Source organism: Micromonospora sp. WMMD882 (assembly GCF_027497255.1).
GTDB lineage: Bacteria > Actinomycetota > Actinomycetes > Mycobacteriales > Micromonosporaceae > Micromonospora.
Genome location: NZ_CP114903.1, coordinates 2,995,283 through 3,019,099, shown reverse-complemented (window position 1 = coordinate 3,019,099; position 23,817 = coordinate 2,995,283). Strand labels below are relative to the sequence as shown.

The 23,817-nt window shown below is 75.5% G+C and carries 25 protein-coding genes; 13 read left to right on the top strand and 12 right to left on the bottom strand.

What is annotated here, in order from left to right:
* Positions 1 to 10: 10 nt before the first annotated feature.
* Positions 11 to 535 carry an NUDIX domain-containing protein gene (locus O7606_RS12370; RefSeq protein WP_281599238.1) on the bottom strand — a complete coding sequence of 175 codons (525 nt, stop codon included), beginning with the start codon at positions 533 to 535 and terminating at the stop codon, positions 11 to 13.
* 337 nt (positions 536 to 872) lie between these two features.
* On the opposite strand from O7606_RS12370, the gene O7606_RS12365 reads away from it, so the two are divergent.
* The 6 genes from O7606_RS12365 to O7606_RS12340 all read left to right on the top strand — a co-directional run bounded on the left by O7606_RS12365 (position 873) and on the right by O7606_RS12340 (position 4,639).
* Positions 873 to 1,442: a lasso peptide biosynthesis protein gene (locus O7606_RS12365; protein ID WP_281599237.1), complete on the top strand. Its 570-nt coding sequence runs from the start codon at positions 873 to 875 to the stop codon at positions 1,440 to 1,442.
* A 62-nt stretch (positions 1,443 to 1,504) separates the two neighbouring features.
* A complete protein-coding gene (locus O7606_RS12360; RefSeq protein ID WP_281599236.1) occupies positions 1,505 to 1,648 on the top strand; it encodes a lasso RiPP family leader peptide-containing protein in 144 nt (47 codons plus the stop codon).
* 40 nt (positions 1,649 to 1,688) lie between these two features.
* On the top strand, positions 1,689 to 2,303 hold the full coding sequence (locus O7606_RS12355; protein ID WP_281599234.1) for an ABC transporter ATP-binding protein: 615 nt from the start codon (positions 1,689 to 1,691) through the stop codon (positions 2,301 to 2,303).
* On the top strand, positions 2,300 to 3,184 hold the full coding sequence (locus O7606_RS12350) for an ABC transporter permease (protein WP_281599232.1): 885 nt from the start codon (positions 2,300 to 2,302) through the stop codon (positions 3,182 to 3,184). The genes O7606_RS12355 and O7606_RS12350 overlap by 4 nt, the downstream gene beginning before the upstream one ends.
* Complete coding sequence (locus O7606_RS12345; RefSeq protein WP_281599231.1) at positions 3,177 to 4,367, top strand: asparagine synthase-related protein; 1,191 nt, start codon at positions 3,177 to 3,179, stop codon at positions 4,365 to 4,367. The genes O7606_RS12350 and O7606_RS12345 overlap by 8 nt, the downstream gene beginning before the upstream one ends.
* Complete coding sequence (locus O7606_RS12340) at positions 4,364 to 4,639, top strand: PqqD family protein (RefSeq protein ID WP_281599230.1); 276 nt, start codon at positions 4,364 to 4,366, stop codon at positions 4,637 to 4,639. Before O7606_RS12345 ends, O7606_RS12340 begins: the two co-directional genes overlap by 4 nt.
* Before the next feature lie 103 nt (positions 4,640 to 4,742).
* Here the strand turns inward: O7606_RS12340 and O7606_RS12335 are convergent, their stop codons facing one another.
* The 7 genes from O7606_RS12335 to O7606_RS12305 all read right to left on the bottom strand — a co-directional run bounded on the left by O7606_RS12335 (position 4,743) and on the right by O7606_RS12305 (position 12,547).
* On the bottom strand, positions 4,743 to 5,663 hold the full coding sequence (locus O7606_RS12335) for a nucleotidyltransferase family protein (RefSeq protein ID WP_281599229.1): 921 nt from the start codon (positions 5,661 to 5,663) through the stop codon (positions 4,743 to 4,745).
* Entirely contained in the window at positions 5,660 to 6,595 is a 936-nt protein-coding gene (locus O7606_RS12330) for a hypothetical protein (protein ID WP_281599228.1), read from the bottom strand. Before O7606_RS12330 ends, O7606_RS12335 begins: the two co-directional genes overlap by 4 nt.
* 81 nt (positions 6,596 to 6,676) lie before the next feature.
* On the bottom strand, positions 6,677 to 9,388 hold the full coding sequence (locus tag O7606_RS12325; protein WP_281599227.1) for a fibronectin type III domain-containing protein: 2,712 nt from the start codon (positions 9,386 to 9,388) through the stop codon (positions 6,677 to 6,679).
* 439 nt (positions 9,389 to 9,827) lie between these two features.
* On the bottom strand, positions 9,828 to 10,385 hold the full coding sequence (locus O7606_RS12320) for a hypothetical protein (RefSeq protein ID WP_281599226.1): 558 nt from the start codon (positions 10,383 to 10,385) through the stop codon (positions 9,828 to 9,830).
* Positions 10,386 to 10,520: 135 nt separating this feature from the next.
* Positions 10,521 to 10,718, bottom strand: coding sequence for a hypothetical protein (locus O7606_RS12315; RefSeq protein WP_281599224.1), 198 nt, complete (start codon positions 10,716 to 10,718; stop codon positions 10,521 to 10,523).
* Positions 10,719 to 10,782: 64 nt separating this feature from the next.
* A complete protein-coding gene (locus O7606_RS12310) occupies positions 10,783 to 11,856 on the bottom strand; it encodes an ATP-binding protein (protein ID WP_281599222.1) in 1,074 nt (357 codons plus the stop codon).
* Positions 11,849 to 12,547 (bottom strand): response regulator transcription factor, encoded by a 699-nt coding sequence (locus O7606_RS12305; RefSeq protein ID WP_281599220.1) that lies wholly within the window; start codon positions 12,545 to 12,547, stop codon positions 11,849 to 11,851. Before O7606_RS12305 ends, O7606_RS12310 begins: the two co-directional genes overlap by 8 nt.
* A 102-nt stretch (positions 12,548 to 12,649) precedes the next feature.
* Here O7606_RS12305 and O7606_RS12300 point away from each other — a divergent pair, with 102 nt between their 5' ends.
* On the top strand, positions 12,650 to 13,315 hold the full coding sequence (locus O7606_RS12300; protein ID WP_281599219.1) for a GNAT family N-acetyltransferase: 666 nt from the start codon (positions 12,650 to 12,652) through the stop codon (positions 13,313 to 13,315).
* Between the two features lie 329 nt (positions 13,316 to 13,644).
* On the top strand, positions 13,645 to 13,998 hold the full coding sequence (locus tag O7606_RS12295) for an STAS domain-containing protein (RefSeq protein ID WP_281599217.1): 354 nt from the start codon (positions 13,645 to 13,647) through the stop codon (positions 13,996 to 13,998).
* A gap of 33 nt (positions 13,999 to 14,031) precedes the next feature.
* On the opposite strand, the gene O7606_RS12290 is transcribed toward O7606_RS12295, so the two are convergent.
* A complete protein-coding gene (locus tag O7606_RS12290) occupies positions 14,032 to 15,558 on the bottom strand; it encodes a glycoside hydrolase family 3 N-terminal domain-containing protein (protein WP_281599215.1) in 1,527 nt (508 codons plus the stop codon).
* 148 nt (positions 15,559 to 15,706) lie between these two features.
* Here O7606_RS12290 and O7606_RS12285 point away from each other — a divergent pair, with 148 nt between their 5' ends.
* The 3 genes from O7606_RS12285 (at position 15,707) to O7606_RS12275 (ending at position 18,745) form a co-directional block, all read left to right on the top strand.
* Positions 15,707 to 16,882, top strand: a complete 1,176-nt coding sequence (locus tag O7606_RS12285; RefSeq protein WP_281599214.1) for an ROK family transcriptional regulator — start codon at positions 15,707 to 15,709, stop codon at positions 16,880 to 16,882.
* Between the two features lie 120 nt (positions 16,883 to 17,002).
* Positions 17,003 to 17,845: an ABC transporter ATP-binding protein gene (locus O7606_RS12280; protein ID WP_281599212.1), complete on the top strand. Its 843-nt coding sequence runs from the start codon at positions 17,003 to 17,005 to the stop codon at positions 17,843 to 17,845.
* 6 nt (positions 17,846 to 17,851) lie between these two features.
* On the top strand, positions 17,852 to 18,745 hold the full coding sequence (locus O7606_RS12275) for a ribokinase (RefSeq protein WP_281599210.1): 894 nt from the start codon (positions 17,852 to 17,854) through the stop codon (positions 18,743 to 18,745).
* Between the two features lie 55 nt (positions 18,746 to 18,800).
* On the opposite strand, the gene O7606_RS12270 is transcribed toward O7606_RS12275, so the two are convergent.
* Both O7606_RS12270 and O7606_RS12265 read right to left on the bottom strand, forming a co-directional pair.
* Complete coding sequence (locus O7606_RS12270; protein ID WP_281599209.1) at positions 18,801 to 19,571, bottom strand: hypothetical protein; 771 nt, start codon at positions 19,569 to 19,571, stop codon at positions 18,801 to 18,803.
* 70 nt (positions 19,572 to 19,641) lie between these two features.
* The gene (locus O7606_RS12265; RefSeq protein WP_281599208.1) at positions 19,642 to 20,124 is read right to left on the bottom strand and encodes a DUF6232 family protein; all 483 of its coding nucleotides are present in this window, start codon (positions 20,122 to 20,124) and stop codon (positions 19,642 to 19,644) included.
* A 93-nt stretch (positions 20,125 to 20,217) separates the two neighbouring features.
* Here O7606_RS12265 and O7606_RS12260 point away from each other — a divergent pair, with 93 nt between their 5' ends.
* Together O7606_RS12260 and O7606_RS12255 are read left to right on the top strand one after the other, a co-directional pair.
* Positions 20,218 to 20,751, top strand: a complete 534-nt coding sequence (locus O7606_RS12260; protein ID WP_281599207.1) for a hypothetical protein — start codon at positions 20,218 to 20,220, stop codon at positions 20,749 to 20,751.
* Positions 20,748 to 22,301 (top strand): PrsW family intramembrane metalloprotease, encoded by a 1,554-nt coding sequence (locus O7606_RS12255; protein ID WP_281599206.1) that lies wholly within the window; start codon positions 20,748 to 20,750, stop codon positions 22,299 to 22,301. Before O7606_RS12260 ends, O7606_RS12255 begins: the two co-directional genes overlap by 4 nt.
* Before the next feature lie 1,042 nt (positions 22,302 to 23,343).
* On the opposite strand, the gene O7606_RS12250 is transcribed toward O7606_RS12255, so the two are convergent.
* A complete protein-coding gene (locus O7606_RS12250; protein WP_281599205.1) occupies positions 23,344 to 23,814 on the bottom strand; it encodes a DUF6232 family protein in 471 nt (156 codons plus the stop codon).
* Positions 23,815 to 23,817: the final 3 nt, after the last annotated feature.

The following is a 23,817-nucleotide window of genomic DNA, read 5'->3' as shown; positions in this document are numbered from 1 at the left end:
TCCAGCGTGCTCAGTTCGCCGACGTGCGGCGCTGTTCGGCGAGGAAGTCGGCGAGCGCCTGGCTGTGGGTGGAGAAGGCCAGCTCGGTCGGCTCGGTGACGACGAGCCATTCGGTGGACTCGGCGGTGGGCGCGGACGGCGGCAGCTCCTCGATCCGCCGGGCCGGCAGCACGCCGAAGATCATGATGGTGCCGCCGGTCGGGGCGCTGTGCACCGCGAAGAGGCGTACGGCCTCCGCCTCGCCGGTCAGGCCGGTCTCCTCGCGCAGCTCGCGGACGAGCGCGTGCCGCCACTGCTCGCCGTGCTCGATGTAGCCGCCGGGCAGGGTGAGCTGCCCGCGGGCCGGCTCGATGTCGCGGCGCTGCACCACCACGCCGAGGCCGTCCGGGGTGGTCACCGGCAGGATCGCCACCGCCACCGGCAGCGGGTTGCGCCAGGTGACGTGCCCGCAGGCCGCGCAGTCGCGCGGCCAACCGGCCTCGGCCGGGTACGCGGTGCCGCAGCCGGAACAGTGGGAATGGGGAACGCCGCTCATGTCCAGTGACGATACGCGGCGGTGTCGACCCCGCCGCCCGCGGTCGGCGGGGGAGCGCCTCGACAGTTTCGGGAATTGACGTGTGGATGGCCCGGCCGGGCTTCTCGCCACTGCGGTGAGCTGGGATTTTGTCGTGACGGGAAATCTCGACGGCTTATCGGTGACGTGCCGGACGTGTTATAAAAAGCGCACATAACAGTGATTGTGAATGTGTGTGGTGTTCGTTTGCCCGGCGTCCGGCGTCCGGCGTCCGGCGGTCGACGGCCACGCCAGGCGTCGGGCATTCGGGGTCGGGCGTCGGGCATCCGGCATCGGACGCGCGACGGGAGGCGCGGGAGTGCGTGGAGCATCCGGGCGTGGAGCATCCGGGCGGGGGCGGCCGACGCGGGGGCCGGTCATCTTCGCCGGGCTGGCGCGGCCGGTCCGGCTGCTGCGGCGCTGGGGCCCCCGGGGGGTCGTCCTCGCCGGGTGGGCCGTGGTGGCCTGTCGGCTGGTCCGTCGTCAGGTGGCCCGGGGCGGGCTGGCGGCGGTTCGGATCCCGGCCCCGCCGGCCGGGCCGGCAGGCCGGCACGGTGCCCGGTCGGTCGGCGACGGCGACGGCGCGGGCGCGGGCGCTGGCGACGGCGCCGGTGGTGGCCGGCTGGTGCGTCTCGCCCTGGCGCGGGCCGGCGCGAACTGCCTCGAACGGGCTCTGGTGTTGCAGCGTTGGCACGGCAGCCGGGGTGACCGCCGGACCGTGGTGATCGGGGTGACGGCGCCCCGGGCCGGCTTCCACGCCCACGCCTGGCTGGACGACGAGAGCGACGCCGAGCGGGAGGGCATGGTGGAGCTCCTGCGTCGCCCGCCGCCGGACGGGTGGGTGGCCCGGCATCGGCAACCGGATATTTGCCGCAATACAGACACGTAACACCACAAATCGGTTAGCCTTGGCAAAACGTGATTTTCGTGACCAACCCGAAGGGTGACAGCATGAGGGACATTCAGCACCAGGCTCCGGTGGTCGAGGCTGGCTACCAGCCTCCCCGACTCCGCCGGTTGGGCACCCTGGCCGAGCTGACCCAGGGGGGAACCAGCGGCCCCGACGACGGTCTCGGCGGCGGCGGCTTCTCGTGACCGACCGCCCCGACCCACGCCGTACGTCCGTGCCCATACCTTGATCGAGGTACGCCAGGCCACCCGCCGGTTCGGCGTACGGCAGGTCTTCACCGACCTGGACCTCGACGTGCCGCAGGGCGTCCGGCTGCTGCTCACCGGTGGCAACGGAGCGGGCAAGACCACCCTGCTGCGTTGCCTGGCCGGCACGTTGGCGCTCACCAGCGGTCGGATCTCGGTGGCCGGCGTGCCGGCGGGCTCGCCGGCCGCCCGGCGGTTGGTCGGCGTGTGCCTCGCGCCGGAGCAGGGCGTCTACGGCCGGCTGTCCGCCCGCGACAACCTGCGGGTGGTCGCCCGGCTGCGCCTGCCCCGCCGCGTCGTGGAGCGGGCCACGGACGGCGTCATCGCGGAGCTCGGCATCGGCGGGTACGCCGACCGGCCGGCGGAGAAGTGCTCGGCGGGCATGCGGGCGCGGTTGACCATCGCCCGCGCCCTGCTGGGCGATCCGGCGGTGCTGCTGCTCGACGAGCCCACCCGCTCCCTCGACGAGCCGGCCCGCGCGCTGCTGTGGGCCGCCCTGGGCCGGCGACGGGAGGTGGCCTGCGTGATCGCCTCGCACCACGCGGCGGACCGGGCCCGGTGCGACGCGACGCTCGACCTGGCGGCCGGGCGGTGACCACCGCCCGGCCGCGGACCGGGAAGCCGCCGACCGCCGCCGACCGTCGACCCCCGACCGGCGTCCGGACCGCCGCCCGGCGGGACATCCGGGCCGGCGGGTGGACCGCGCTGGTCCGGCGGGACTTCCGGGCCGAGCCGCTGGCCCGGGCCGCCGTCCTGCTGGACCTCGCCTTCGCCGCCGTCAACCTGGCGGTCTTCCTGCTCATCTCCCGCTTCCTCAGCGCGCCCGGTCGGGCCGCCGTCGAGCCCTCCCACGACTACTTCGGGTACGTGGCGGTGGGCCTCAGCTTCATGCTGGTCATCCAGGCGACCACCACCCAGCTCACCGCGCGGGTCACGGCCGAACAGCGGGCCGGCACCCTGGAGATGCTGGCCACCCAGCCGCTGTCGCCGGCCGCCCTGGCGACCGGGGTCGCCGGGTACCCGTTCCTGTTGGCCGCCGGCCGCGCCACGATCTACCTCACCGTCCTCGGCCCGCTGCTGGGCCTGCGGGTCGGGCACGCCGACTGGCCCGGCGTGGCGGTGCTGCTGCTGGTCGGCTGCGCGGCCATGGCCGGCGTCGGCATCCTGCTCATGGCGGTCACGGTCGTGGTCCGGCCGGGCGACGCCGCGGCCCGGGTGACCGTCGTCGCCCTCACCTTCCTCTCCGGCACGTACTTCCCGGTCGACGCGTTGCCGGCGGCGCTGCGTCCGTTGGCCCTGGCACTGCCCAGTCGGCTGGCCCTCGACGGTCTGCGCGCCGCGCTCGCCGGGGCGTCCTGGACGGGTCCGGCGCTCGCCCTGCTCGGCGTCGCCGCCGTCGGGCTGCCGTTGTCGACGTGGACGTTCGGTCGGGCGCTGGCCCTGGCCACGAGACGAGGAATCCTGACCCGTGACTGAGCTGTCCGTGCGGCCCGTGCCGCGTCCCACCCGGCTGGACCTCGCCAGCGGCATGGTGTCCGGGCACGTCGGCACGCCCGCGCTGCCGCCCGTCGACCCGCTGGCGGTCGAGCCGCTGGCCGCGCTGGAACGGTCGGTGCTGCCCGCCCTGGCCCGGCCGCCGTGCGTGGTGAGCTTCTCCGGCGGACTCGACTCGTCACTCGTGCTCGCCGTCGCCGTGCGGGTCGCCCGCCGGGAGGGGCTGCCGCTGCCGGTGCCGGTGACCTGGCGGTTCGCCGACGCGCCGGGGGCCGACGAATCCGCCTGGCAGGACGACGTGATCCGGGCGCTCGGGCTGACCGGCCGGTGGCGCCTGCTGCCCGCCGGCGACGACCTGGACGTCGTCGGGCCGGTGGCCGGTCGGCTACTGGCCCGGCACGGCGTGCTGCACCCCTGCAACCTGCACCTGCACCTGCCCATCGTCGAGCTCGCGCCGGGCGGGTCCCTGCTCACCGGCGCCGGCGGCGACCAGATGCTGGCCGGTTGGCGGCGTCCGCCCCGTACCGTCGGGGACCGGCTGCGGCGGGCCCTGGCCCCGGCCGTCCGGGCGGCGCTGCCCGCCGGTCGGCGGCCGGCCATGGCGGCCTACCCCTGGCTGCGGCCCGACGTGGCGGCGCGCTGCCTGCGGTCGCGGGCGGCCGAGGCCCGCGCCGAGCCGGGCCGCCTCGACCAGCGGATCCGCTGGCACCTGGGCCGGCGGGATCTCGCCCTGACCCGGGCGGGTCTGACCGCGATGGCCGCCGAGCACCGGGTGACCGTGGTCAACCCGCTGCTCGACCCGGGCTTCCTGGCCGCCCTGGTGGCGGTCGCCGGCCGGGCCCGCGACGTCACCCGCCAGCGTCTGCTGGCCCGGATCGCCGGGGACGACCTGCCGCCGGTGGTGACCGCCGCCCGACCCAAGGCCACCTTCCTGGAGGTGTTCCTGCGCCGGCCCGCCAGGGAGTTCGCCACCGGCTGGGACGGCTCGGGCGTCGACGACGACCTGGTCGACCCGGCGGCGCTGCGGCGGGTGTGGTCGACCTGGCCGATCCCCGCCGCCACGACCGCCCTGCTCCAGCACGTGTGGTGGACGACGCGGGGCAGCGGCCCCGGCGTCGGCCGGCCCGCCCGGACCGAAGCGTCGACAGGGGAGACACAGAGATGACCGAGAGCGTGGTGTACCAGGTGGGTGGCCCCGAGGTGGCCTGGCGGCAGGCCGGGGACGAGATCGTCGTGCTCGACCACCGGACCGCCGTCTACTTCGGGTTGGACCGGTCGGCGGCCCTGCTCTGGCAGCGGCTGCTCGCCGGGGCGACGCTGGACGAGCTGGTCGCGACGTTGACCACCGAGACCCGGGTCGACCGGCAGCGGGCGACCGAGGACGTCCGACGGTTCCTCGACGAGTTGGCGGACAACAGCCTGCTGCGCCGGGCCTGACGCGGGTCACCCCCGCGGCGGCCGGCGACCCGCGCGAGCCGCGGGCCCCGGTCGCCGCCCGGTGGGCGGCGCGCGGCGCGCGCGTGCTCGTCGGCGCCGCCGGTCACCGTCCGGTGGCCCGGCGGGCGGCGCGCAGCTCGCGTACCGCCCGGGGCAGGTTGGCGGCGTGCCTGGCCAGCCGGCCGGCGTAGGCGAGCAGCAGCCCGCACCGGCCACGCCGGGCCAGCGGGCTGGTGAGACGAATCATGGCGGGCGACGGCGCGAGCCGACGCACGACATGCCGCAGCCGGGTCGGCGTGCCCGGCAGCTCCGCCAGGCGGGCCAGGGAGATCGTGGTCCCGGGGGCCCGCTGGGCGGTCAGCCAGCGCGCCGGCGCGCAGCCGTCCGGCAGGCCCAGCACAGTCGCCAGCTCCGCGCCGGGCGCGGCGAGCCGCAACCCCAGCGCGTACGCCTCGACCGCGTCGTAACGCGCGGCGATCGACGCCGCCCCCCGCCACGCCTCGACGGGGAACACCGCGAGCGCCCGTTCCAGGTCGGCCCGGGGGCGCGTCGACGAGGCCGGGGTGGCCGCGTGCAGCGCCACCAGCAGCGCCGCGTGGTCCCGGTCCGGCACCGCGATCCGCCCCCCGGCCAGCGGCATCTCCTCCGCCGTGCGCCACAGGCCCCGCCAGAAGGCGTCGTCGTCGCCCACCCCGGCGAACCCCTGGTGCAGGTCGAGGGCGAGCGGCGTCGGGCCCGGCAACCACCAGGTCCGCTCGTAGCGCAACGGCAGGTCGTCGGGGCGGGCCCCGACGACGAACGGTCGGCCGCCCCACTCGGCGATCACCCACTGGGCCGCCTCGAAGCTGGCCGGCGACACCAGCAGGTCGACGTCGCCGTACCGGCGGTCGACGCCCAGCCGGCGCGCCAACCCGACCCCCTTGAGCAGCACCGACTCGATGCCCCGCTCGCGCAGCGCGGCGCTCGTCGCCACGGCGGCGGCGTCCAGCGCCAGGCAGCGGACCGCCTCGGTGAGCGCGGTCACGACGTCGCTCCGGCCGGGCGGACCGCGTCGGTGGGCGCGGTCACGGGTGTCGCTTCCGTCGGCGCGCGCAGCGCCCGGCCGATCAGCCGGCGGGTGTGGTCGAGCGCCCACCAGCCCCGGGGCCGGACCAGGTCCCAGGCGGGCAGGGTGGCGAGGGCGAGCAGCACGGCCGGGTCGGACGGCAGCTCCGGCCAGGTGCGCAGCGCGGCGAGCCGGGCCAGCAGGTCGCTCGCGGGCACCGGCGACACTGCCGGCCCGCCGCCGTCGCGCCGGCTGCCCGGGGGCGCCGTATCCGGCTGCCCGTCGCGCCAGCGGAGGAAGAACCAGCCGCCGACGGGCAGCCGGTCGGGGGCCGGTGGCAGCGCCACGCGCAGCCGGGTCGCGTACCGGGCCGGGCGGGTGGCGAGGTCCGCCCCGGGGACCGGTTCGCGCAGGTCCAGGCAGCGCGGCCCGGCGAAGCCGTCCCGGCCGTCGGTGACCAGCACGTCGTCGGCGAGCACCGGCACGCCGTCGGCGGCCAGCGCCGCGAGCAGGCTGCTCTTGCCGGCGGTACGCGCGCCGAGCACCGCCCAGGCCCGACCGCCGCTGACGAACGCGCCCGCGTGGAACGACTCCCGCCCGGCCCACCGGTTGACGACGATCGCGGCGGCGGCGAGGTACGGGTGGGCTAGCAGGTCGGGGGCGGGTGCCGGCCCGTGGAAGGTGGCCGTGGACAGGTCCCGGCGCACGCTCATCCGTCGGCCGTCGGCGAGCACCCGGGCGCAGCGTTCCCGGTCGGGGCCGGTGGGCTGCGGTGGTGGGCCGGTGTGGTCGTAGCGGACGGTGAGCGTGGGGCGGTCGTCCGGCGGGACGGCCGGCGCGAGCTCGGTGACGTGGCCGAGGCCGCGCACCCGCAACCCGTAGGCGTGCCGGTCGGTGGGACTGTGTGACATCGGTGGCTCCCGGAGACGTGCGCCGCGCGGGCAGCACCGGTCGGTGCCGCCCGCGCGGATCGGTGGTGTGGCGTGAGGCGTCTAGCGCTCGTGCGGTTGACGCGGGCGGACCGCCCTGGTCGGGATGACGCCCGAGTCGCCGTTGGCCTGCGGGCGGCCGGCGGCTGCGGCGGTCGACGTGACCGGTGGGTCGATGCCCAGCGCCAGGACGTCCCAAGCGCCCCAGAACGCGCCGGGCGACTCCACGCTGAACGTCAGCGAGAAGTTGATCTTACCGCCCGGTGGCAGGCCGCCCAGCGGCAGTGGGAGGGTCGCCTCGGTGTAGAAGCCGCCACCCGGGGGGTCCTGGGCCGGGAAGTCCATGGTCAGGTTGTTGACCGTGACGGTCCGGCCGTCGCTGAGCGTGATCGAGGTGGTCGGCAGCGCCGGGTTGCGCCAGCGCAGGTCGGCGAAGGGCGGGGTCGCCGACGACCCGGCCGGCGGCGGCGGCCCGTTGAGTTGGCTCAGGCTGGCGATCCGCAGCTTGACCTGGGTGGCCGGCGTGCTGGCCCGGTTGGTGAGCGTCCGCCTGATGATCAGTTGGCCGCGCCGGATCGGCGTCGGCGGGACGTACTCCCGGTTCGGGAACGCGCTCGCCGCCACGTCCTGGTCCAGCAGCGTGGTCTGGATCTGGCTGTTCACCTCGCGGGGGCCGACCGAGTTGCGGGGCGAGCCCGCGCCGACCGCCGACGGGACGCCGCCCTGGACGCCGCCGGTGTTGGTGACGAACCGGAAGTCGTTGGCGGTGTTCCCGGTGTCCAGCGGCTCACCGGCCTGCCGCAGCCGGCCGAAGATGTTCTCCACCGCCGGCGGGGAGGTGAAGGCCGGCAGCGGGCTGCCCCGGTAGAAGCCGGGGGAGGAGCCGGCGGCGTCGGCGATGGTGCCGGTACCCGGGGTCGCGGTGTCCGGGAACCGGACCCGCAGCCCGCCGACTGCGCCCAGCGAGCAGACCGGGCCGACCACGACCGTGCAGTCCCCGGCCGCAGGGTCGGCGGCCAGCGGCAGGTCCGGCGCGGCGATCGACCCGAGCGAGTAGTCCTCGGCGGCGACCAGGAAGCTCTGGCCGGGCAGCAGCGGCAGCCGGGTCGGCGGGACGGTGACGACGGTGCCGTCCGCCGCTTCGACCCGGATGCCCGACATCGGCATCGGGATCACAGTGGTGTTGTAGATGGTCACGTACTGGTCGAGTGGTCCGCCGATCCCGGACTGGCGGAACTGGGTGATCACCGCCTGCCCGGCCACCCCGGTCGCCTGGACGGCCACGAAGTTCGAGAAGGCCACCGCGTTGGTGTTCGTGGCCTCGTACCGGACCTGGAAGTTGTTGGTCCCGAACTGGGGCACCCGGACGCTGAAGGTGGCCCGGTTCAGCACCACCGGGAAGTTCCCGAGCAGCCTGGTCGCCCCCCCGGCGTTGGTGTTGAAGAGGCTCACCGAGCCCTGCGCCTCACCGGGGCCGATGTCGACGGTGAAGGTCACCTCGTCGGCGAAGCTCACCGACGTGTCGCTCACCGCGAGGGCGACGACGCTGCGCGCCTGGACCGTGATCCGGATCTGCTGCACGTCGGAGGCCCCGGCCGCGTCGGTCACCCGGATGTCCGTGCCGAAGGCGCCGACGGTGGTCGGCGTGCCCTCCAGGCTTCCGTTCGTGGAGTCGAGGGTCAGGCCGGGCGGCAGCGTGCCGGAGGCGATCGACCAGGTGAACGGCGCGGTGCCGCCGAGCACGGTGAGCCGCTGCGAGTACGGCGCGCCGACCTCGCCGAGCGCCAGGCTCGGCACCACGATGTCCGGCCGGGCGTTGATGGTGAGGACGACCAGCCGGCTGCCCACCCCGCCGGCGCTGCCGGTGACCCGGAAGATCACCGGGTAGACGCCGGCGGTGGTGGGGATGCCGGTGATCGCGCCGGTCGCCGGGTTCAGCGTCAGGCCGGGCGGCAGGGCGCCGGTGACCGGGCTCGGCACGACCGCGTACGTGTACGGCGGCACCCCGTTGGTGACCAGGACGTTGCCCAGGTAGGCGGCGTTGACGGTGCCCTCCGGCCCGGCGTAGGTCACGTTCGGCGACACGTCGATGGTGACCGGGTCCGACGGCGCCGACTCCGGTCCGGTGCCGACCGCGGTGCGGGCCGCCACCGTGAAGGTGTAGGTGGTCGCCGGGGTCAGGCCGGTCACCACGCCCGTGGTCGCCGGTCCCACCACCTGCTCCGGCTGCGGCACCCCGTTGATGTGCGGGGTGATCACGAACTGGGTGATCGGCGAGCCGCCGTCGGCCGGCCGGATCCAGCTCAGCGTGGCCGAGGTGGTGCCGGCGGTGAGGGCGATGATCGTCGGCGCGGCGGGCAGGGCGATCGGCACGGCCACCTTCGACCGGGGGCTGGCCGGCCCGGCGCCGACGCCGTTGACGGCCGCCACGGTGAACGTCCACGCCCCGCCGGCCGGGGAGATCCGCACCGCGCGGCTGGTCGCCGACGCGTCGAACCTGGTCGCCTTGCGCGCCTTGCCGTCGCGGTACGGCGTCACCACGTACCCGGTGATCCGGCTGCCGTTCTCGGCGGGTTTCTTCCAGGTGACGGCGGCGAGGTTGCCGCGCTTGCCGACCTTCGGCTGTTTCGGCGCGGCCGGCTTGGCGGCCGTGGGCCGGGCCGGGTCGGCGGCGCTGTGTGACCCGACGACCGGCGCCGGTTTGGCTCTGGCGGCGACCGGCGCGGGTTCAGCCTCCCCGCCCGGGGCACGCGCGGACGCGGTGGTGGTCACCATCGCCGACGCGATCAGCGTGATGGCAAGCGCTGATCCCGTCAGCGTCCGGAAACGACGCGACGTTGACATACGACTCCTACCCTTGAAGCAGAACAATGCTGTTTTTTCGTGGCGGCGCGCCCCCGGTCACTGCTGGTGAGCGGGGTGCCCTCGGTCCTGCGACGCCCGCCGAAGGGCGAAATCGCGAACCCGTATCGCATTCAGGGTAATTGATTGTTTTGTAACGTCTTTATATAGCACGTTCCAGGCTGGTGAGGCAGCGTCGTGGGCGGCGTCGACCGTGAGGCCCTTTTCGGAATCACCGGCCTCGCGCCTTTAACGAGCCGGATCACAATTGGTTACTGTCGTGCATCGGACGTTTCTTGTTCGGGCACGACGAAGGGTCCCTCCGGACGCCTGCGGCGCGGGAAGGGACCCTTCGTCGACGTGCGGGCGGGGGTTACCCCGCGGTGGCGGCGAGGTGCTCCGCGGTGGCGGTGGCGGTCGGGGCGGGGAAGCCGTAGCGCTCGGCGTGCTCCGGGTCGGCCGGGTCGATCTGCCGGAGGCCGGCGTCGGCGAGCCGCTTGTTCACCTCGTCCAGGCGGTCGCGGACCAGCGTGGCCTCCTCCTCGGTGACCCGGCCCCGGTGCGGCTTCCCGGCGTGCTCGACGGTGCCGTAGTCGATCTTCTCGGTGGCCTTGCGGGCGGCCTTCGGTGGGCGGACCCGCTCGGCGGTGCGCAGCACCTGCGCCATCGGGGTGTCGGTCGCCATCGAGTCGAACTCGCTGGCGGTGAGCGCCACCCGGCGCGGCTCGCCGTCGGCCGTGTCGTGGATCTCCACCACCGCGACGTCCAGGGCGGCGTCGTCGATCGCCTCCACCTCGGCCGGGCTGATCTCCACCTGCACGGGCCCGGTCACCAGGTCAGGGTGCTCCAGCACGACGACGCGCACCACGTCGCCGTCGCCGGTGAGGACCGTGCCGCTGAAGTCGGAGACGTGGATCGTCTTCTTGCCCATGCGCTGAGCTTCTCCTGTCGGGAAGTGGCCGATGCCGGAACGCAGAAGAACCTACCCGACAGGTGTGCGAAAACCCCCGCTGGAGCGCCCGGGTGTGTCGGCATCCCGCGCGGTTCCGTGGTGGCCCGTCTGGTGTCAGCAGGTGCCGAGGTGGCGGCAGTCGGCGGGGTTCGGCGGGCGTCGGTTCAGCACGACCCAGGAGCGGTTGACGCCCCCGCGCCCGGCCCGCCCGCTCGGGTACGGGGCCTGCATGGTCGGCGTCACATCGACAGACATGGCTGGCCAGAGCTGCCCGGTGTCGCGTTTTTGCAGGTCAATCGACTTCTTCAGCATGAGAAACACCGTCCCAGGAAAAGGTGTCCATGTATGGAATTAGATGTGACGCACGGTGCTCGCGTCAGGTTCCCGGGATCGGCAACCGGATCACGAATCGACAGCCATCGGTGATGTTCGCTACCTGTACCCGCCCGCCGTGCGCTTCAACCAACCCCCGCACGATCGCCAGACCCAACCCGCCCGACCCGTCACCGCCCGGCCCCACCGCGACCGTCACCCCGGCGGCCGGGTCCGGGCCGGCGGCCGGTGGGGGCGGGGGCGTCCGGGCCGACTCGCCCCGGAAGGCCACGTCGAACAGGCGGGGCAGGTCGGCGGCCGGAATGCCGCCGCAGGTGTCCGCCACCGCCAACCACGCGTCCCCGCCGTCCTGCCCGCCCTCGACCGTGACCGTGCCGCCCGGCGGCGTGTAGCGCACCGCGTTCACCAGCAGGTTCCCCACCACCCGGGCCAACTCCGGCTCGCCGGCCAGCACCGTCGGCCAACCCGACTCCGCCGCCACCAGCCGGATCCGCCGGGCGGCGGCCAACGGCGCGGTGGTCGCCAGCGCGTCGGAGACCACCTCGCCCAGCGGCACCGCCGTCAACGACAGCCGCAGCGCCCCGGCGTTGATCCGGGACAGCTCGAACAGGTCGTCCACCAGCCGGGTCATCCGGTCGGTCTCCACCCGGATCCGCCGGTGGTACTCGGCCACCGTCACCGGGTCGGCCACCACCCGGTCCTCCAACGCCTCGGCCATCGCCCGCAGACCGGCCAGCGGGGTCCGCAGGTCGTGCGACACCCAGGCGACCAGGTCCCGCCGGCCCTTCTCGATCCGCCGTTCCCGCTGCCGGGCCTGGTCGGCCCAGACCGCCGCGGCGGCCAGCCGCCGGCCGAACAGCCAACCCACCGCCAGACTGACCACCGCCGCCGCGGCAACGGTGATCAACACCACCTCCAGGTCGTGCGGGGAGAGGAACATCGCCTCGGCGACCACCGCCACCCCGGCCACCACCGCCGACACGGTCAGCACCAGCAGCACCCCGATGTGCGCGGTGACCGACCGGCCGCGCAACGCCCGCAACGCCGCCGCGCCGAGCAGCCCCACCCCGAGCGCCGCGCCCAGGGCGGTGGCGAAGATCAGCGCCAGGTCACGCATCGGCGGCCGGCTCGTACCGGTAACCCACCCCCCACACCGTGACGATCCGGCGCGGCCGGGCCGGATCGGCCTCGACCTTCTCCCGCAACCGTCGCACGTGCACGGTCACCGTCGACTGGTCGCCGAAGCTCCAACCCCACACCCGGTCCAGCAGCTCGGCCCGGCGGAACGCCCGCCCCGGATGCCGCATCAGGTGCGCCAACAGGTCGAACTCCCGCAGCGTCAACGTCAGCTCCCGGCCGTCCAGGGTGGCCGCCCGGGGTCCCGTCCGCACCACCAGGCCCCCGTCGCGCAGCACCTCGTCGGCCCCGCCGGCCGGCTCGCCGTCGGCCCGGCGCAGCACCGACGCCACCCGCAGCACCAGCTCCCGGGGCGAGAACGGCTTGGTGAGGTAGTCGTCCGCGCCCAGGCGCAGGCCGAGAATCCGGTCGGCCTCGTCGCCGCGCGCGGTCAACATGATGATCGGTACGCCGTCCGGCCGCTGCCGCAGCCGCCGGCACACCTCCAGGCCGTCCACCACCGGCAACATCAGATCGAGCACCACGAGCCGCGGCGGTCGCCGGGCCACCTCGGCCAACGCGGCGGCCCCGTCGGCGACGTGGTCGACCAGGTAACCGGCGTGCGTCAGGTAACGGCACACCACGTCGGCGACCGTCCGGTCGTCGTCGACCACCAGCACCCGTCGCGCCACCGGGCCACCTCCCCTACGGTCCGGACAGCGTACTGAGCGGACCCCGTCACCGGTCGGGCGACCGCGCGGACACCGGCCGCCGCCACGCGTACCGTGATCGACGTGCTGGACCGACGACTGCACCTGCACCTGGTGACCTGGCTCGGGCAGTGGCCGGCCGGGCCCGGACTGCACGTCGTCGGGTCGCCCCGGCGCAGCCGCCCCGCCTGGGACGGCCGGCTCCGCCCCGCGATCGGGGTGTCCGCGCCGGGCAGCGGGGTGCTCTCCGTACCGTCGGAGCGGGTCGCGGCGGTGCGGGCGCTGGCGGCCCGGCGGAGCTTTCCGCGCCTGCTGGCCGCGCTGCCCCGGGCCGTGGGTCACCCCGGCTGGCCGGCCCGCGACGCGGTCTTCCGGTGGACCGTCGCGCCGGCCGCGCTGCCGGACGCCGGCGGGTGGACCCGCCCGACCGACCCGGGCCTGCCGTCCTGGCTGCGGCTGTTCGACACCGACGTGCTGGTCGTGTGGGACGCCGACGGCCGCTACCTCGCCGGCGTCGGGATCAAACGACACGACCGGTACGGCCACGAGCTGGCCGTGGGCACCGTGCCGACCGCCCGGGGGCGCGGGCTGGCCCGTCGGCTCGTCGCCCAGGCCGCCCGCCGGGTGCTGGCCGACGGCGCCGTCCCGACGTACCTGCACGCGGTCGACAACGTGGCCTCCGCCCGGGTGGCCGCCGCGGCCGGCTTCCCCGACCGGGGCTGGCGGTCGTACGGGGTCTACCCCGACTGACCGGCGTCGGGTTTCCGCGTGCCGCCGGGCGGGGTAGAGGCGTGCCGGACGTCGACGACGGGGCGCGGACCGTGGATCCCGGGCCGGATCCACGGTCCGCCGCCTCTCTTCCCCCAGGTCCGAGGAGGTACCCGACCGGTCACCCCGGTGAGGTGACGCTATGTGTCCAGAATGCGGCGGGGCAACCGCTGAAATCCTGGTTTCCGATGTCCAAAAGTCGGCTTGACCTGCGACGATTCATGTTCCCGGTATCGGGGCTGTCGTTACGGAACGTACGACTGTGGGGACGGCGCGGGCCTTTCGGAACGCTGCGGGGACGGTGGGCGAGCATGGAGCTGCGAATGGTGGAGGTCGGGCGGGACGGCGTGACGCTGGCCCCGCTCGGTGAGCTCGACATGGCCACGGTCGGCGTGCTGGAGGAGGCGCTCACCACCGCGCTGAACCGGCCCGGCCTGCGGGAGTGCGTGGTCGACCTGGCCGGCGTCGGCTTCCTCGACTCCACCGGCCTGCGCGCGTTGATCGACGGCCTCACCCTCGCCCGGGAACGCGGCGTGGCGCTGCGGGTGACCGACCCGCAGCCGCCGGTGGCGCGGGTGCTGCGGATCACCTCCATCGGGCCGCTGCTCGGCCTGCCCGACGTGGTCACCCCCGACCCGCCCCGCTCCCGCCACCTCGGCGGCTGACCCCCTCCCTACCAGCCCAGGGCGTCAGCGGCCCTACCAGCCCAGGGCGTCGGCGGCGGCGTGGCCGTTGGCGTGACTCGCGCCGTACGTGGCGACGAAGGCGCGGACGCCGGCCGGCCGCCAACGCCCCGGCCAGCCCATCTCCACCACCGTCACCGGATGCGTGGCGGCCAGCGCCTCGACCAGCTCCGGGCCGCCCGGCAACCGCCACAGGTGCCGGGCGACCAGCACGATCGGCCGGTCCCCGGCGAGCGCCCGCAGGGCGGCCGGGTCGGTCGCGCCGGCCACCACCCGGACCTCCTCCACGTCGTCGGGCAGGTGCGGGCCGAGGCCCCACGGCACCCGCCCCTCGGCCAGCGTGGCGGTGGCGTGCGCCTGCACCACCAGCGCCCCGGCCAGCCCGCCCGGCGTGCCCTCCACGGTGACCGCCCGCCGCGCGACCGCGTACCCCAGCCCGGTGCTGGTGGCGGCGACCTGGCCGCCGACCCGGCCGGCGGGCGCGGCGGCGCCGGCCGGCGCGACGGCGCCGACGGCCGCGGCGGCCCGGGCGTGGGTGGTGAGGGTGGCGGCGCCGGTGGCGAGGGTGGCGGAACGGGCGGCGGCCTCCTCGACCCGGTCGAGGGTCAGCCGTCCGTCGCCGAGCGCCGCGACGATCTCCGCGACCACCGTCCCGACCAGCGCCGCGTCCACCCTCGCCCCGACACAGAGCAGGTCCGCGCCGGCCGCGAGGGCGGCCACCGCGGCCGGACCGACGCCGCCCGCCGCCACCACCGCGCCCCTCATCTCCAGCGCGTCGGTGACCACCGTGCCGGTGAAACCCAGCTCCCGGCGGAGCAGGTCGACCAGGACCGCCCGGCTGAAGGTCGCCGGCCCGTCGCCGGTCAGCGCCGGCACCCGGATGTGCGCGGTCATGATCGCCTTGGCGTCGGCGGCCACGGCCGCGGCGAACGGCGGCAGGTCACGGGCCCGCAGCACGTCCAACGGCACGTCGACGGTGGGCAGCTCCAGATGCGAGTCGGCGACGGTCGCGCCGTGCCCGGGGAAGTGCTTGGCGCAGGCGGCCACCCCCACACCCTGCAACCCGGCCACGGCGGCGGCGGTGTGCGCGGCGACCCGGGCCGGGTCCGCGCCGAACGACCGGGTGCCGATCACCGGGTTCTCGTCGACGCTGTTCACGTCCACCGTGGGGGCCAGGTTCACGGTGACGCCGACCGCGGCCAGCTCCGCGCCGATCGCCGCGTACACCTGACGGGTCAGGGTCACGTCGTCGACCGCGCCGAGCGCCGCGTTGCCCGGGTACGGGCTGCCGGTGGCGTGCGCCAGCCGGGTCACGTCACCGCCCTCCTCGTCGATCGTGACCAGCACGTCGGGGCGGGCGGCGCGCAGCGCGGCGGTGGCCGCCGCCACCTGCGCAGGGGTCTGCACGTTCGGGCCGAACAGGGTGAACCCGGCCAGCCCCGCGCCGGTCAGCTCCAGCGCCCACGCCGGCGGCGTCGGCCCCGGGTACGCGGCCAGCAGCGTGCCGAGCACGAGCCGGCGAAGTCCTGGGTCCAGGCCCACGTGATCTCCTTCCCTCGGGGTCGTCCGGGCTCCCGTCCGGCTGCCCGCCGTCGACGACGGGGCCGGGGCCCGGCCGACGACGGCGTTACGCTACGAACACTCCCCGCCCGGTACGATCAACACGCTCAACAGAACCAGAGGACGTGGCATGAGTTCGACGCGGCTGCCCGGCACCCCCCGCCTGTTGCGCGCCCTCAACGACCGCGCCGCCCTGGAGTTGCTGCTCGAGCAGGGGCCGCTCACCCGGGCCCGCCTCGGCGAGCTGACCGGCCTGTCCAAGGTCACCGCCTCGCAGCTCGTCGAGCGGCTGGAGGAGCGCGGCCTGGTCGCCCGGGTCGGCGAGCAGGCCGGCGGGCGCGGGCCGAACGCCCAGCTCTACGCCGTACGGCCGGGCAGCGCGCACGTGATCGGGGTGGACGTCGGGGCGGACCGGGTGGTGGCGGCCTGCGCCGACATCACCGGCACGGTGATCGGCCGGGTCGAGCAGTCCACCCGGGACACCGACGACCCGGTGGGCGTGGTGCACAACGCGGTGGTGCGGGCGGCCAGCGACGCCGCCGCCCCGCTGGCCAGCGTACGGCGGATCGTGCTGGGCACCCCGGGTCTGGTGGACCCGGCGACCGGGGACATCACCTTCGCGTTCAACCTGCCGCGCTGGCACCGGGGTCTGCTCGCCGCGCTCCGCGACGACCTGGCCACCCCGGTGGTCTTCGAGAACGACGTGAACCTGGCGGCGGTCGCCGAGGCGCAGTCCGGCGCGGCCCGGGGGATGACGGACTTCGTGCTGGTCTGGGTGGACGCCGGGGTGGGTCTGGCGATCGTGCTGGGTGGCCGGCTGCACCACGGCAGCAGCGGCGCGGCCGGCGAGATCGGCTACCTGCCGGTGCCGGGCGCGCCCATCCCGCGTGACGTCTCCCGCCGGGCCAAGCCGGCGTTCCAGCAGGTCGTGGGCGGTGAGACGGTCCGCGCGGTGGCCGGTGAGCACGGCTTCGCGGCCGACGACGCGGCGGCGGCGGTACGGGCGGCGGTCGAGGCCGGCGACGCCGGTGGCCCGCTGCTCGACGAGCTGGCCCGCCGGCTGGCCCTCGGGGTGGCGAGCACCTGCGTGGTGCTCGATCCGCCGCTGGTGGTGCTGGCCGGCGAGGTGGGCCGGGCCGGCGGGACGGCCCTGGCCGAGCGGGTGCAGCACGAGGTGGCCGCGATCACGCTGGTCCGGCCGAGGGTGGTGCCGACCGGGCTGAGCGACGAGCCGATCCTGCGCGGGGCGTTGCGCACCGCCCTGGACGCCGTCCGGGACGAGGTGTTCGGCTCCACCGTCGGGTAGGGGGCACCGGCTCCGCATGTGAAGGAATTCTTCACCACGATTCCGTACGCTGCAAGGTGTTGCCAGTGATCCCGGTCGCCCGTGAGGTGCCCCGGGACGGGCACGTGGTTGGATGGCCGGGTGACTGCTGAGCTGATCCCCGGCGCGGACGGCGCCGCACCCGCACCACCGGCCGTGGACGAGGATCTGGTGGTCAACCTCGACGGCGTCGGCGTACGCCGGTCCGGCGCCACGCTGCTACGCGACGTCGACTGGCGGGTCGAGCTGGACGAGCGCTGGGTGGTCCTCGGCCCCAACGGCGCCGGCAAGACCACCCTGCTCAACCTGGCGTCCGGACGACTCCACCCGACCACCGGCGTCGCCCACGTGCTCGGCGAGCGGATCGGCCGCACCGACCTCAACGAGCTACGCACCCGCATCGGCCTCACCACCGCCGCCCTCGCCGACCGCATCCCCGGCGAGGAGAAGGTCACCGACGTGGTGGTCACCGCCGCCTGGTCCGTGGTCGGCCGCTGGCGGGAGAGCTACGACCCGGCCGACGAGGGCCGGGCCCGCGCGCTGCTCGGCCAGCTCGGCGTCGCCCACCTCGCCGACCGGGGGTACGGCACCCTCTCCGAAGGCGAACGCAAACGGGTCCAGATCGCCCGCGCGCTGATGACCGACCCCGAGCTGCTGCTGCTCGACGAGCCCGCCGCCGGCCTCGACCTCGGCGGCCGGGAGGACCTGGTCGCCCGGCTCGCCGAGCTGGCGTACGACCCGGACGCCCCGGCGCTGGTGCTGGTCACCCACCACGTCGAGGAGATCCCGCCGGGCTTCACCCACGCGCTGCTGCTGCGCGACGCGGGCGTGGTCGCCCAGGGGCTGCTCGGCGCCACCCTGACCAGCGACAACCTCTCCAAGACCTTCGGCCTGCCGCTGGTGGTGGAACGCTCCGGCGAGCGGTTCACCGCCCGCGCCGCCTGACCCGCGATGCCCCAGACCCGGGTGGTCGTCGTCGGCAGCGCCAACATGGACCTGGTCGGCGCGGCCCCCACCCTGCCCCGGCCCGGCGAGACGGTGCTCGGCAGCGACTTCGTCATGGTCCCCGGCGGCAAGGGCGCCAACCAGGCCGTCGCCGCCGCCCGCGCCGGCGCCTCCTGCGCCTTCCTCGGCGCGATCGGCTCGGACGCGTTCGGCGTCACCCTGCGGGCCCGGATCACCGCCGCCGGCGTCGACACCCGACACCTGCGGGTCAGCTACGGCACGTCCGGCGTCGCCCTGATCATGGTCGACGCCGAGGGCGAGAACACCATCCTGGTCGCGCCCGGCGCGAACGCCACCCTCACCGGGCTCACCGAGGACGAGCTGACCTGCGTACGGGAAGCCGACGTCCTGGTGGCGCAGTTGGAGATCCCGGTCGAGACGGTGACCACGGCGGCGCTGGCCGCCCGCGCCGCCGGCACCCGGGTCGTCGTCAACGCCGCGCCGGCCCGGCAGGTCCCGGCGGAGCTGCTGGCCGCGGTGGACGTGCTGGTGGTCAACGAGGTCGAGGCGCGGGCCCTCACCGGTCGGGGCCGCGAGGACCCGCGCGCCCTGCTGGAGCTCGTCCCCCGGGCGGTGCTCACCCTCGGCGGCCAGGGCGCCTGGTACGTCGACCGGGACGGCGCCCACGAGCACGTGCCGGCGTTCGTCGTGGATGTCGTCGACTCCACCGCCGCCGGTGACGCCTTCACCGCCGCCCTCGCCGTCGGCTGGGGCGAGGGACGCGACCTGCCCGACGCGGTCCGCTGGGCCGCCGCGGCCGGCGCGGCCTGCGTCCGCAAGCTGGGCGCGTCCGTGGCCCTCCCGCACCGCCCCGAGATCGACCAGCTCTACGCCGGCTGACCCGTCACCTACCGACCGCCCCCAGCGCGGCTTCCGGGTCGGCGCGGCTTCCGGGTCAGTCCGCCGGCTCGTCGGCGCGGCGTTCGCCCCGGCGGCGCAGCATGCCCAGCCCCGGAATGCCGGCCACCGCGAGTTTCAGGTCCCGGGTGACGTCGAGCAGGTCGTGCAGGTCCGGGCCGACCCGGTCCAGGGTGGCCAGGATCGGCAGCACGTCGGCGGTCAGGTGCTCCTTCAGCTTCGGCAGCTCGTCGACCAGCCGGATCGCGGCCGTCACCTCCTCCTGGCTGAGCTGCTCCACGAACCGGGCGGCCATCGGGGCGGCCCGGCGCAACGCCGGCTCGTACGCCGACAGCAGCTCCCCGGCGACGGCGGCGGCGGCCCGCGCCGTCTCCACCGTGCCGGCCGCCCGCCCGGCCACCGCCCCCGCCTCCGCGACCACCGTCCCCGCCCGTGCCGCGACCGTCTCCGCTTCGCTGACCACGGTCCCCGCCCGTGCGGCCACCGTCTCCGCTTCGGTGACCACCGCTTTCGCGCGGGCCGCCACGGTCTCCGCGTCGGTGACCACGGTGGCGGCGGACGAGGAGACCGCCTCGGCCCGCTCGACCACCCGGTCGGTACGGTCCAGGGTCTCCTCGACCCGGTCGACCACCGCCTCGATCCGGTCCGCCACGGCGTCGATCCGGGCCACCAGCGCCTCCACGCTGTCGAGCACCGCGAAGGCGCGGGCCGGGACGGCGGCGAACGAGGCCGCGGAGCCCCACGCCTGGTCGAACGCGGAGCGGGTCAACCCGAACACGGCGGTCGGGCGGGGGAGGGGGATCGCCATGCAGACCAGTGTGCGTCGTACCGGCCACCACCGCCGTCCGGGCCACCACCGCCGTCCGGGCGGACGCCGCTCACCGGTCGCCCCGCTGCTCGACGGCCCGCTGCACGGCCCGGTAGATCTGCCCGAACCGCAGCGCGTCCGATGAGCTCAGCAACAGGATGTCGTGCCCCAGGTGCCGTACCCACAGCTCGTGCACCCGGTCCCCACGCTCGTACGAGCGGTCCAGCCAGCCCAGCGGCAACTCCAGGAACGGGGCGAGCACCAGCGCGCCCACCGCGAACGCCGCGATGACGATCAGCGCCACCGTCCAGTCGCCCCGGTCCTGCGCCGCCGCCCCGAGCACCGACACCACGCACACCACCGCCACCAGCGGCGGCAGGGAGAGCAGCAGCACCAGCACGCCCCGGCCCAGTTTGCGGGACCGCTGCGCCGCCGTGGTCCGCCCGCGGGCGTGCCAGACGTACGAGACGTCGGCCAGCCACAGTGTCAGCCCCTCCACCTGGATCGACTCGGAGGTCACCTGTACCGTGTCGTCCTGGTAATAGAGAGTCATCTTTCCAGTGAACCCTGTCGACGGGGCCGTCGGCACCCCCGTCGCCGACTGAGTGGTTGCGCAGTCGACACCCCGGCCTGACACCCTGTAACGATGACGAGCAGATGGCGGGATCTCGGGGTAGCGCTCGGCGTCCTGACCGGACTGGGCGCGCTGACTGTCGTGCCGGCCATCGTGTCGGCCGGGCTACCCACCGAGGGGCCACCACTGACCCGACCGGTCGACGTCGGGCACGGCGTACGGATCGACCCGCCACCCGGCGCGCGGTTGGACGTCACCGACTCCCGCCCCGGCGCCGGTGAGGTGGTCCTGCGCACCGCCGACGGGCTGCGGATCCGGCTCACCGCGGTGGCGTACCAGGGTGACCCGGAACCCTTCACGGCGCACGCCCGGCACCGGTTGGCCCGCGACGAGCTGCTCCGCCCGGCCGGCCGCCCCGAGCCGCTGCGCGCCGCCGGGCTGCGCGGCGAGTGGGGGCCGCTCACCGGCGAGCAGCCCGCATGCTACGCCGTGCTCACCGGCCCGGAGGTGGCGGTCACCGCGCTGGTCACCCCGGTCGACGGCTGCGCCGAGCTGCCCGCCCCGGTCCGGGCCGCGTTGACCGGCCTACGCTCGGACCCGTCGTGACCCGCCCGTACTCGCCGGCCCGTACCCCGGTGTTCTGGCTGCTGGTGGCGGTGGTGACGGTGGGCGCGGCCGGTCCGCTGCTGCTGCTCGGCTTCGGGGCCTGGGTGGCCCCCCGGTCGGCGCTGGCCGCCGTGCCGCCGCTGGCGGCCTACGCCGCGTTGAGCCTGGCGGCGCTGCGCCGGCTCGACCAGCTCGGCCGGCGGCCCTGGTGGCTGGTGCTGCTGGCGTTCGGCTGGGGCGGCACCGTCGCGGTCCTGGTGGGCGCGCTCGCCGGCTACACCGGGGACGTGCTGCTGGCACAGCTCACCTCGCCCGGGTTCGCCGCCGCCTGGGGGCCTGCGCTGGTCGCGCCGACCACCGAGGAGACCGCCAAGGGCGCCGGGGTGCTGCTGCTCCTGCTGGCCGCCCGACCGCACCTGCGTACCCCGTTCGCCGGCGCGTTCTACGGCGCGGTGGCCGGCGTGGGATTCGCCACCGTCGAAGATCTCGGCTACGCCCTCGCCGTCGCCGACGAGACCCTGCCCGACCACGCGGCGGACGCGCTCCGCGTCGTCGCCCTCCGGACCGTCGTGCCCGGGCTGGTCAGCCATCCGCTCTTCACCGCCCTGGTCGGGGCCGGCATCGGGTACGCGATGCTGCGCGCCGACCACCGTCCGGTCCGCCGCTGGGCGGCGCTGGCCGGGGCGTACGGCCTGGCCTGGCTGGCCCACGCGGCGGTCAACTCCCCGCTGGCGTTGCGCAGCACCGAGCTGCTCGACCGCCTGCCCACGATCTCGCCGATGGCCGGCTACTTCCTGGTGATCGGCGTCCCCGGAGCGGGCGCCTGGTACGCCCTGGCCGTGCTGCGCCGCCAGGAGGCGCTCCACCGCACCACCGCCCTGACCGCCCCGGCCGACCTTTCCCCCGCCCCGACCGCCCCGATCGCTCGGACCGACGCGCCCGGCACGTGGAGTCCGTCCCTGTCGTCCTTCGTCCTGCCGCCGTCCTTTGTCCTGCCGTCGTCCTTTGTCCTGCCGTCGTCCTTTGTCCTGCCGTCGGGGCCGTCCCTGGTCGTTCCTCCGGCGGGGTTGCCACCGGTCGTCGGACCGTCGTTCGCCGTCGCCACCCCGACCGAGGCCGCCCTGCTCGCCACCGTCTGGACGAGGTTCCGGACAGTCCGGGCGTTCCGCCGGGAGCACGGCCGTCCCGCCGCCCGCGCCCTGCGTCGCCTGCACACGGTCCAGCTCGCTTTCCTGGACCCGCTCCCGCCCCATACTGCCCGGCAGGCCCGGCTCGACCTGTCGGCTGCCCGTACCCGGCTCGGTGAGCTGACCGGCTCGGTCGAGGGGCCCACCGCGCCGATCCGGCCGGCGGCTCCACGCTGGCTGGTGCCGGGGGCGGTCCTGCTCGGTGTCGCCGGGCTGGCGCACTGGCTGGTGCCGGCGCTGGCCGCCCTGGTGCTCGCCCACCGTCAGCAGCGTCCGGCGCCGTTGACGGTCGCGGTCGCCGTCACCGGGTACGTCTGGCTGACCGGGATGTTGCTCGCCCTGCTCTACCCCGGCGGAGCCTGACCCAGCCAACGGCCAACGGGGGCCAGCGGGGAGGGGCAGCGGTCAGCGGGGAGGGGTCAGCGGGCAGTGGGCGGAACGGTAGCCCAGCCGAGCGGTGGGCGGCGGGAGCCGGGGAGCAGGTCTGTCGACAGCACGCTTTGGAGCTGCCCCAGATATGGGGCAACCGGGGGTGTGCACCGCAACCGGCGCTGGAGCCTCATGCGCGGCGTGGATCACGTGGCGTGGCGTGCGTGGCGACGCGTTGCCCATGGCGATGCGCGGCCTGGCGTGCGCGGCGTGGTCGCGCGGCATGGGCAGGCGTCAGCTTGAGTGGCACCGCGATCAGGGCGAACGTGTGCCGCACGCGTGCGGCGGCTTGGGTGGCGTAGATGGTGCGGGAGCGGCTGAGTGGCATGGGTGGCGAGGAGGGGCGTGGGCGCCCTGGGCGGCGTGGATGCGATGTGCGGCGGTGGGCGGCGTGGTGCGACGTGCGCGGCGTGGTGCGACCTGCGCGGCGTGGTGCGACCTGCGCGGCGTGGTGCGACGTGCGCGGCGTAGGCGGTGACGATGCGGCGGTGGGCGGCGTGGTGCGACGTGCGCGGCGTGGGCGGTGACGATGCGGCGGTGGGCGGCGTGGTGCGACGTGGGCGGCGTGGGCGGTGACGACACGGCGTGGGCGGGGCTGGGTGGCGTGGCTTGCGCGGTGGTGCGGCGCGCGGCGTGGGACCAGCCGGGACCAGCCGGGCAGGGTGGAGACGCCGGTGGTGGTGAGCAGCGCCCACGCCTCGCCGCCCGCCCGGCGCCCCGACGCCGGCGGGTACCGCGGTGTGGCATGGGCGCACGGACGGGGCAGCTCCAAAGGAAGTCTCCAGCCCTACCGTCGCCAGCCGGCGCGGCCCGACCAGGCCGGGCCCGCGCCGGCCACTTCACGGATATGGGGGTATCGCCGGCCAGCGATGCCCCCATATCCGTGAAACGAAGTTGATCACGTGACCGGGGCCGACCCGGCCGGGACACACCGGCGCCCGGCGCCCGCTGCCCGGCGCCCGCTGCCTGTCAGGAGTCAGCGGCGGCGGGCGGGCTGGTCGCGTTCCATGGCCCGTTGCAGCGCCCGGTAGATCTGCCCGAAACGCAGCGCGTCGGCGGTGTGCACCAGCCGCACCGGCTGGCCCCGCCAGCGGATCCAGATCTCCCGTTGCCGGCTGCCCCGGGCGTACGAGCGGTCCATGAGCTCGAACAGGACGTCGGCGACCGGGCCGACCGCGAGACCGACCAGCACCGACGCGCCGACGATGGCGATGGTGACCGTCCACGACCGGTGCAGCCACACCGCGAGCGCGACGCCGAGGAGCGCGGCGACCAGCGGCCCGGCCATCGCCGCGCCGATCGCGCCCCGTCCGGCGAGCACCCGCCAGGACCGGCTGCCCTTCTGGTGCCAGACCTGGGTGATCTCGGCGAGCGGGAAGACGCGTCCGTCGACCCGGACGGCGGTCGAGGTGACCTGCACCGACCTGTCGTCGTAGAACATGACCATCGC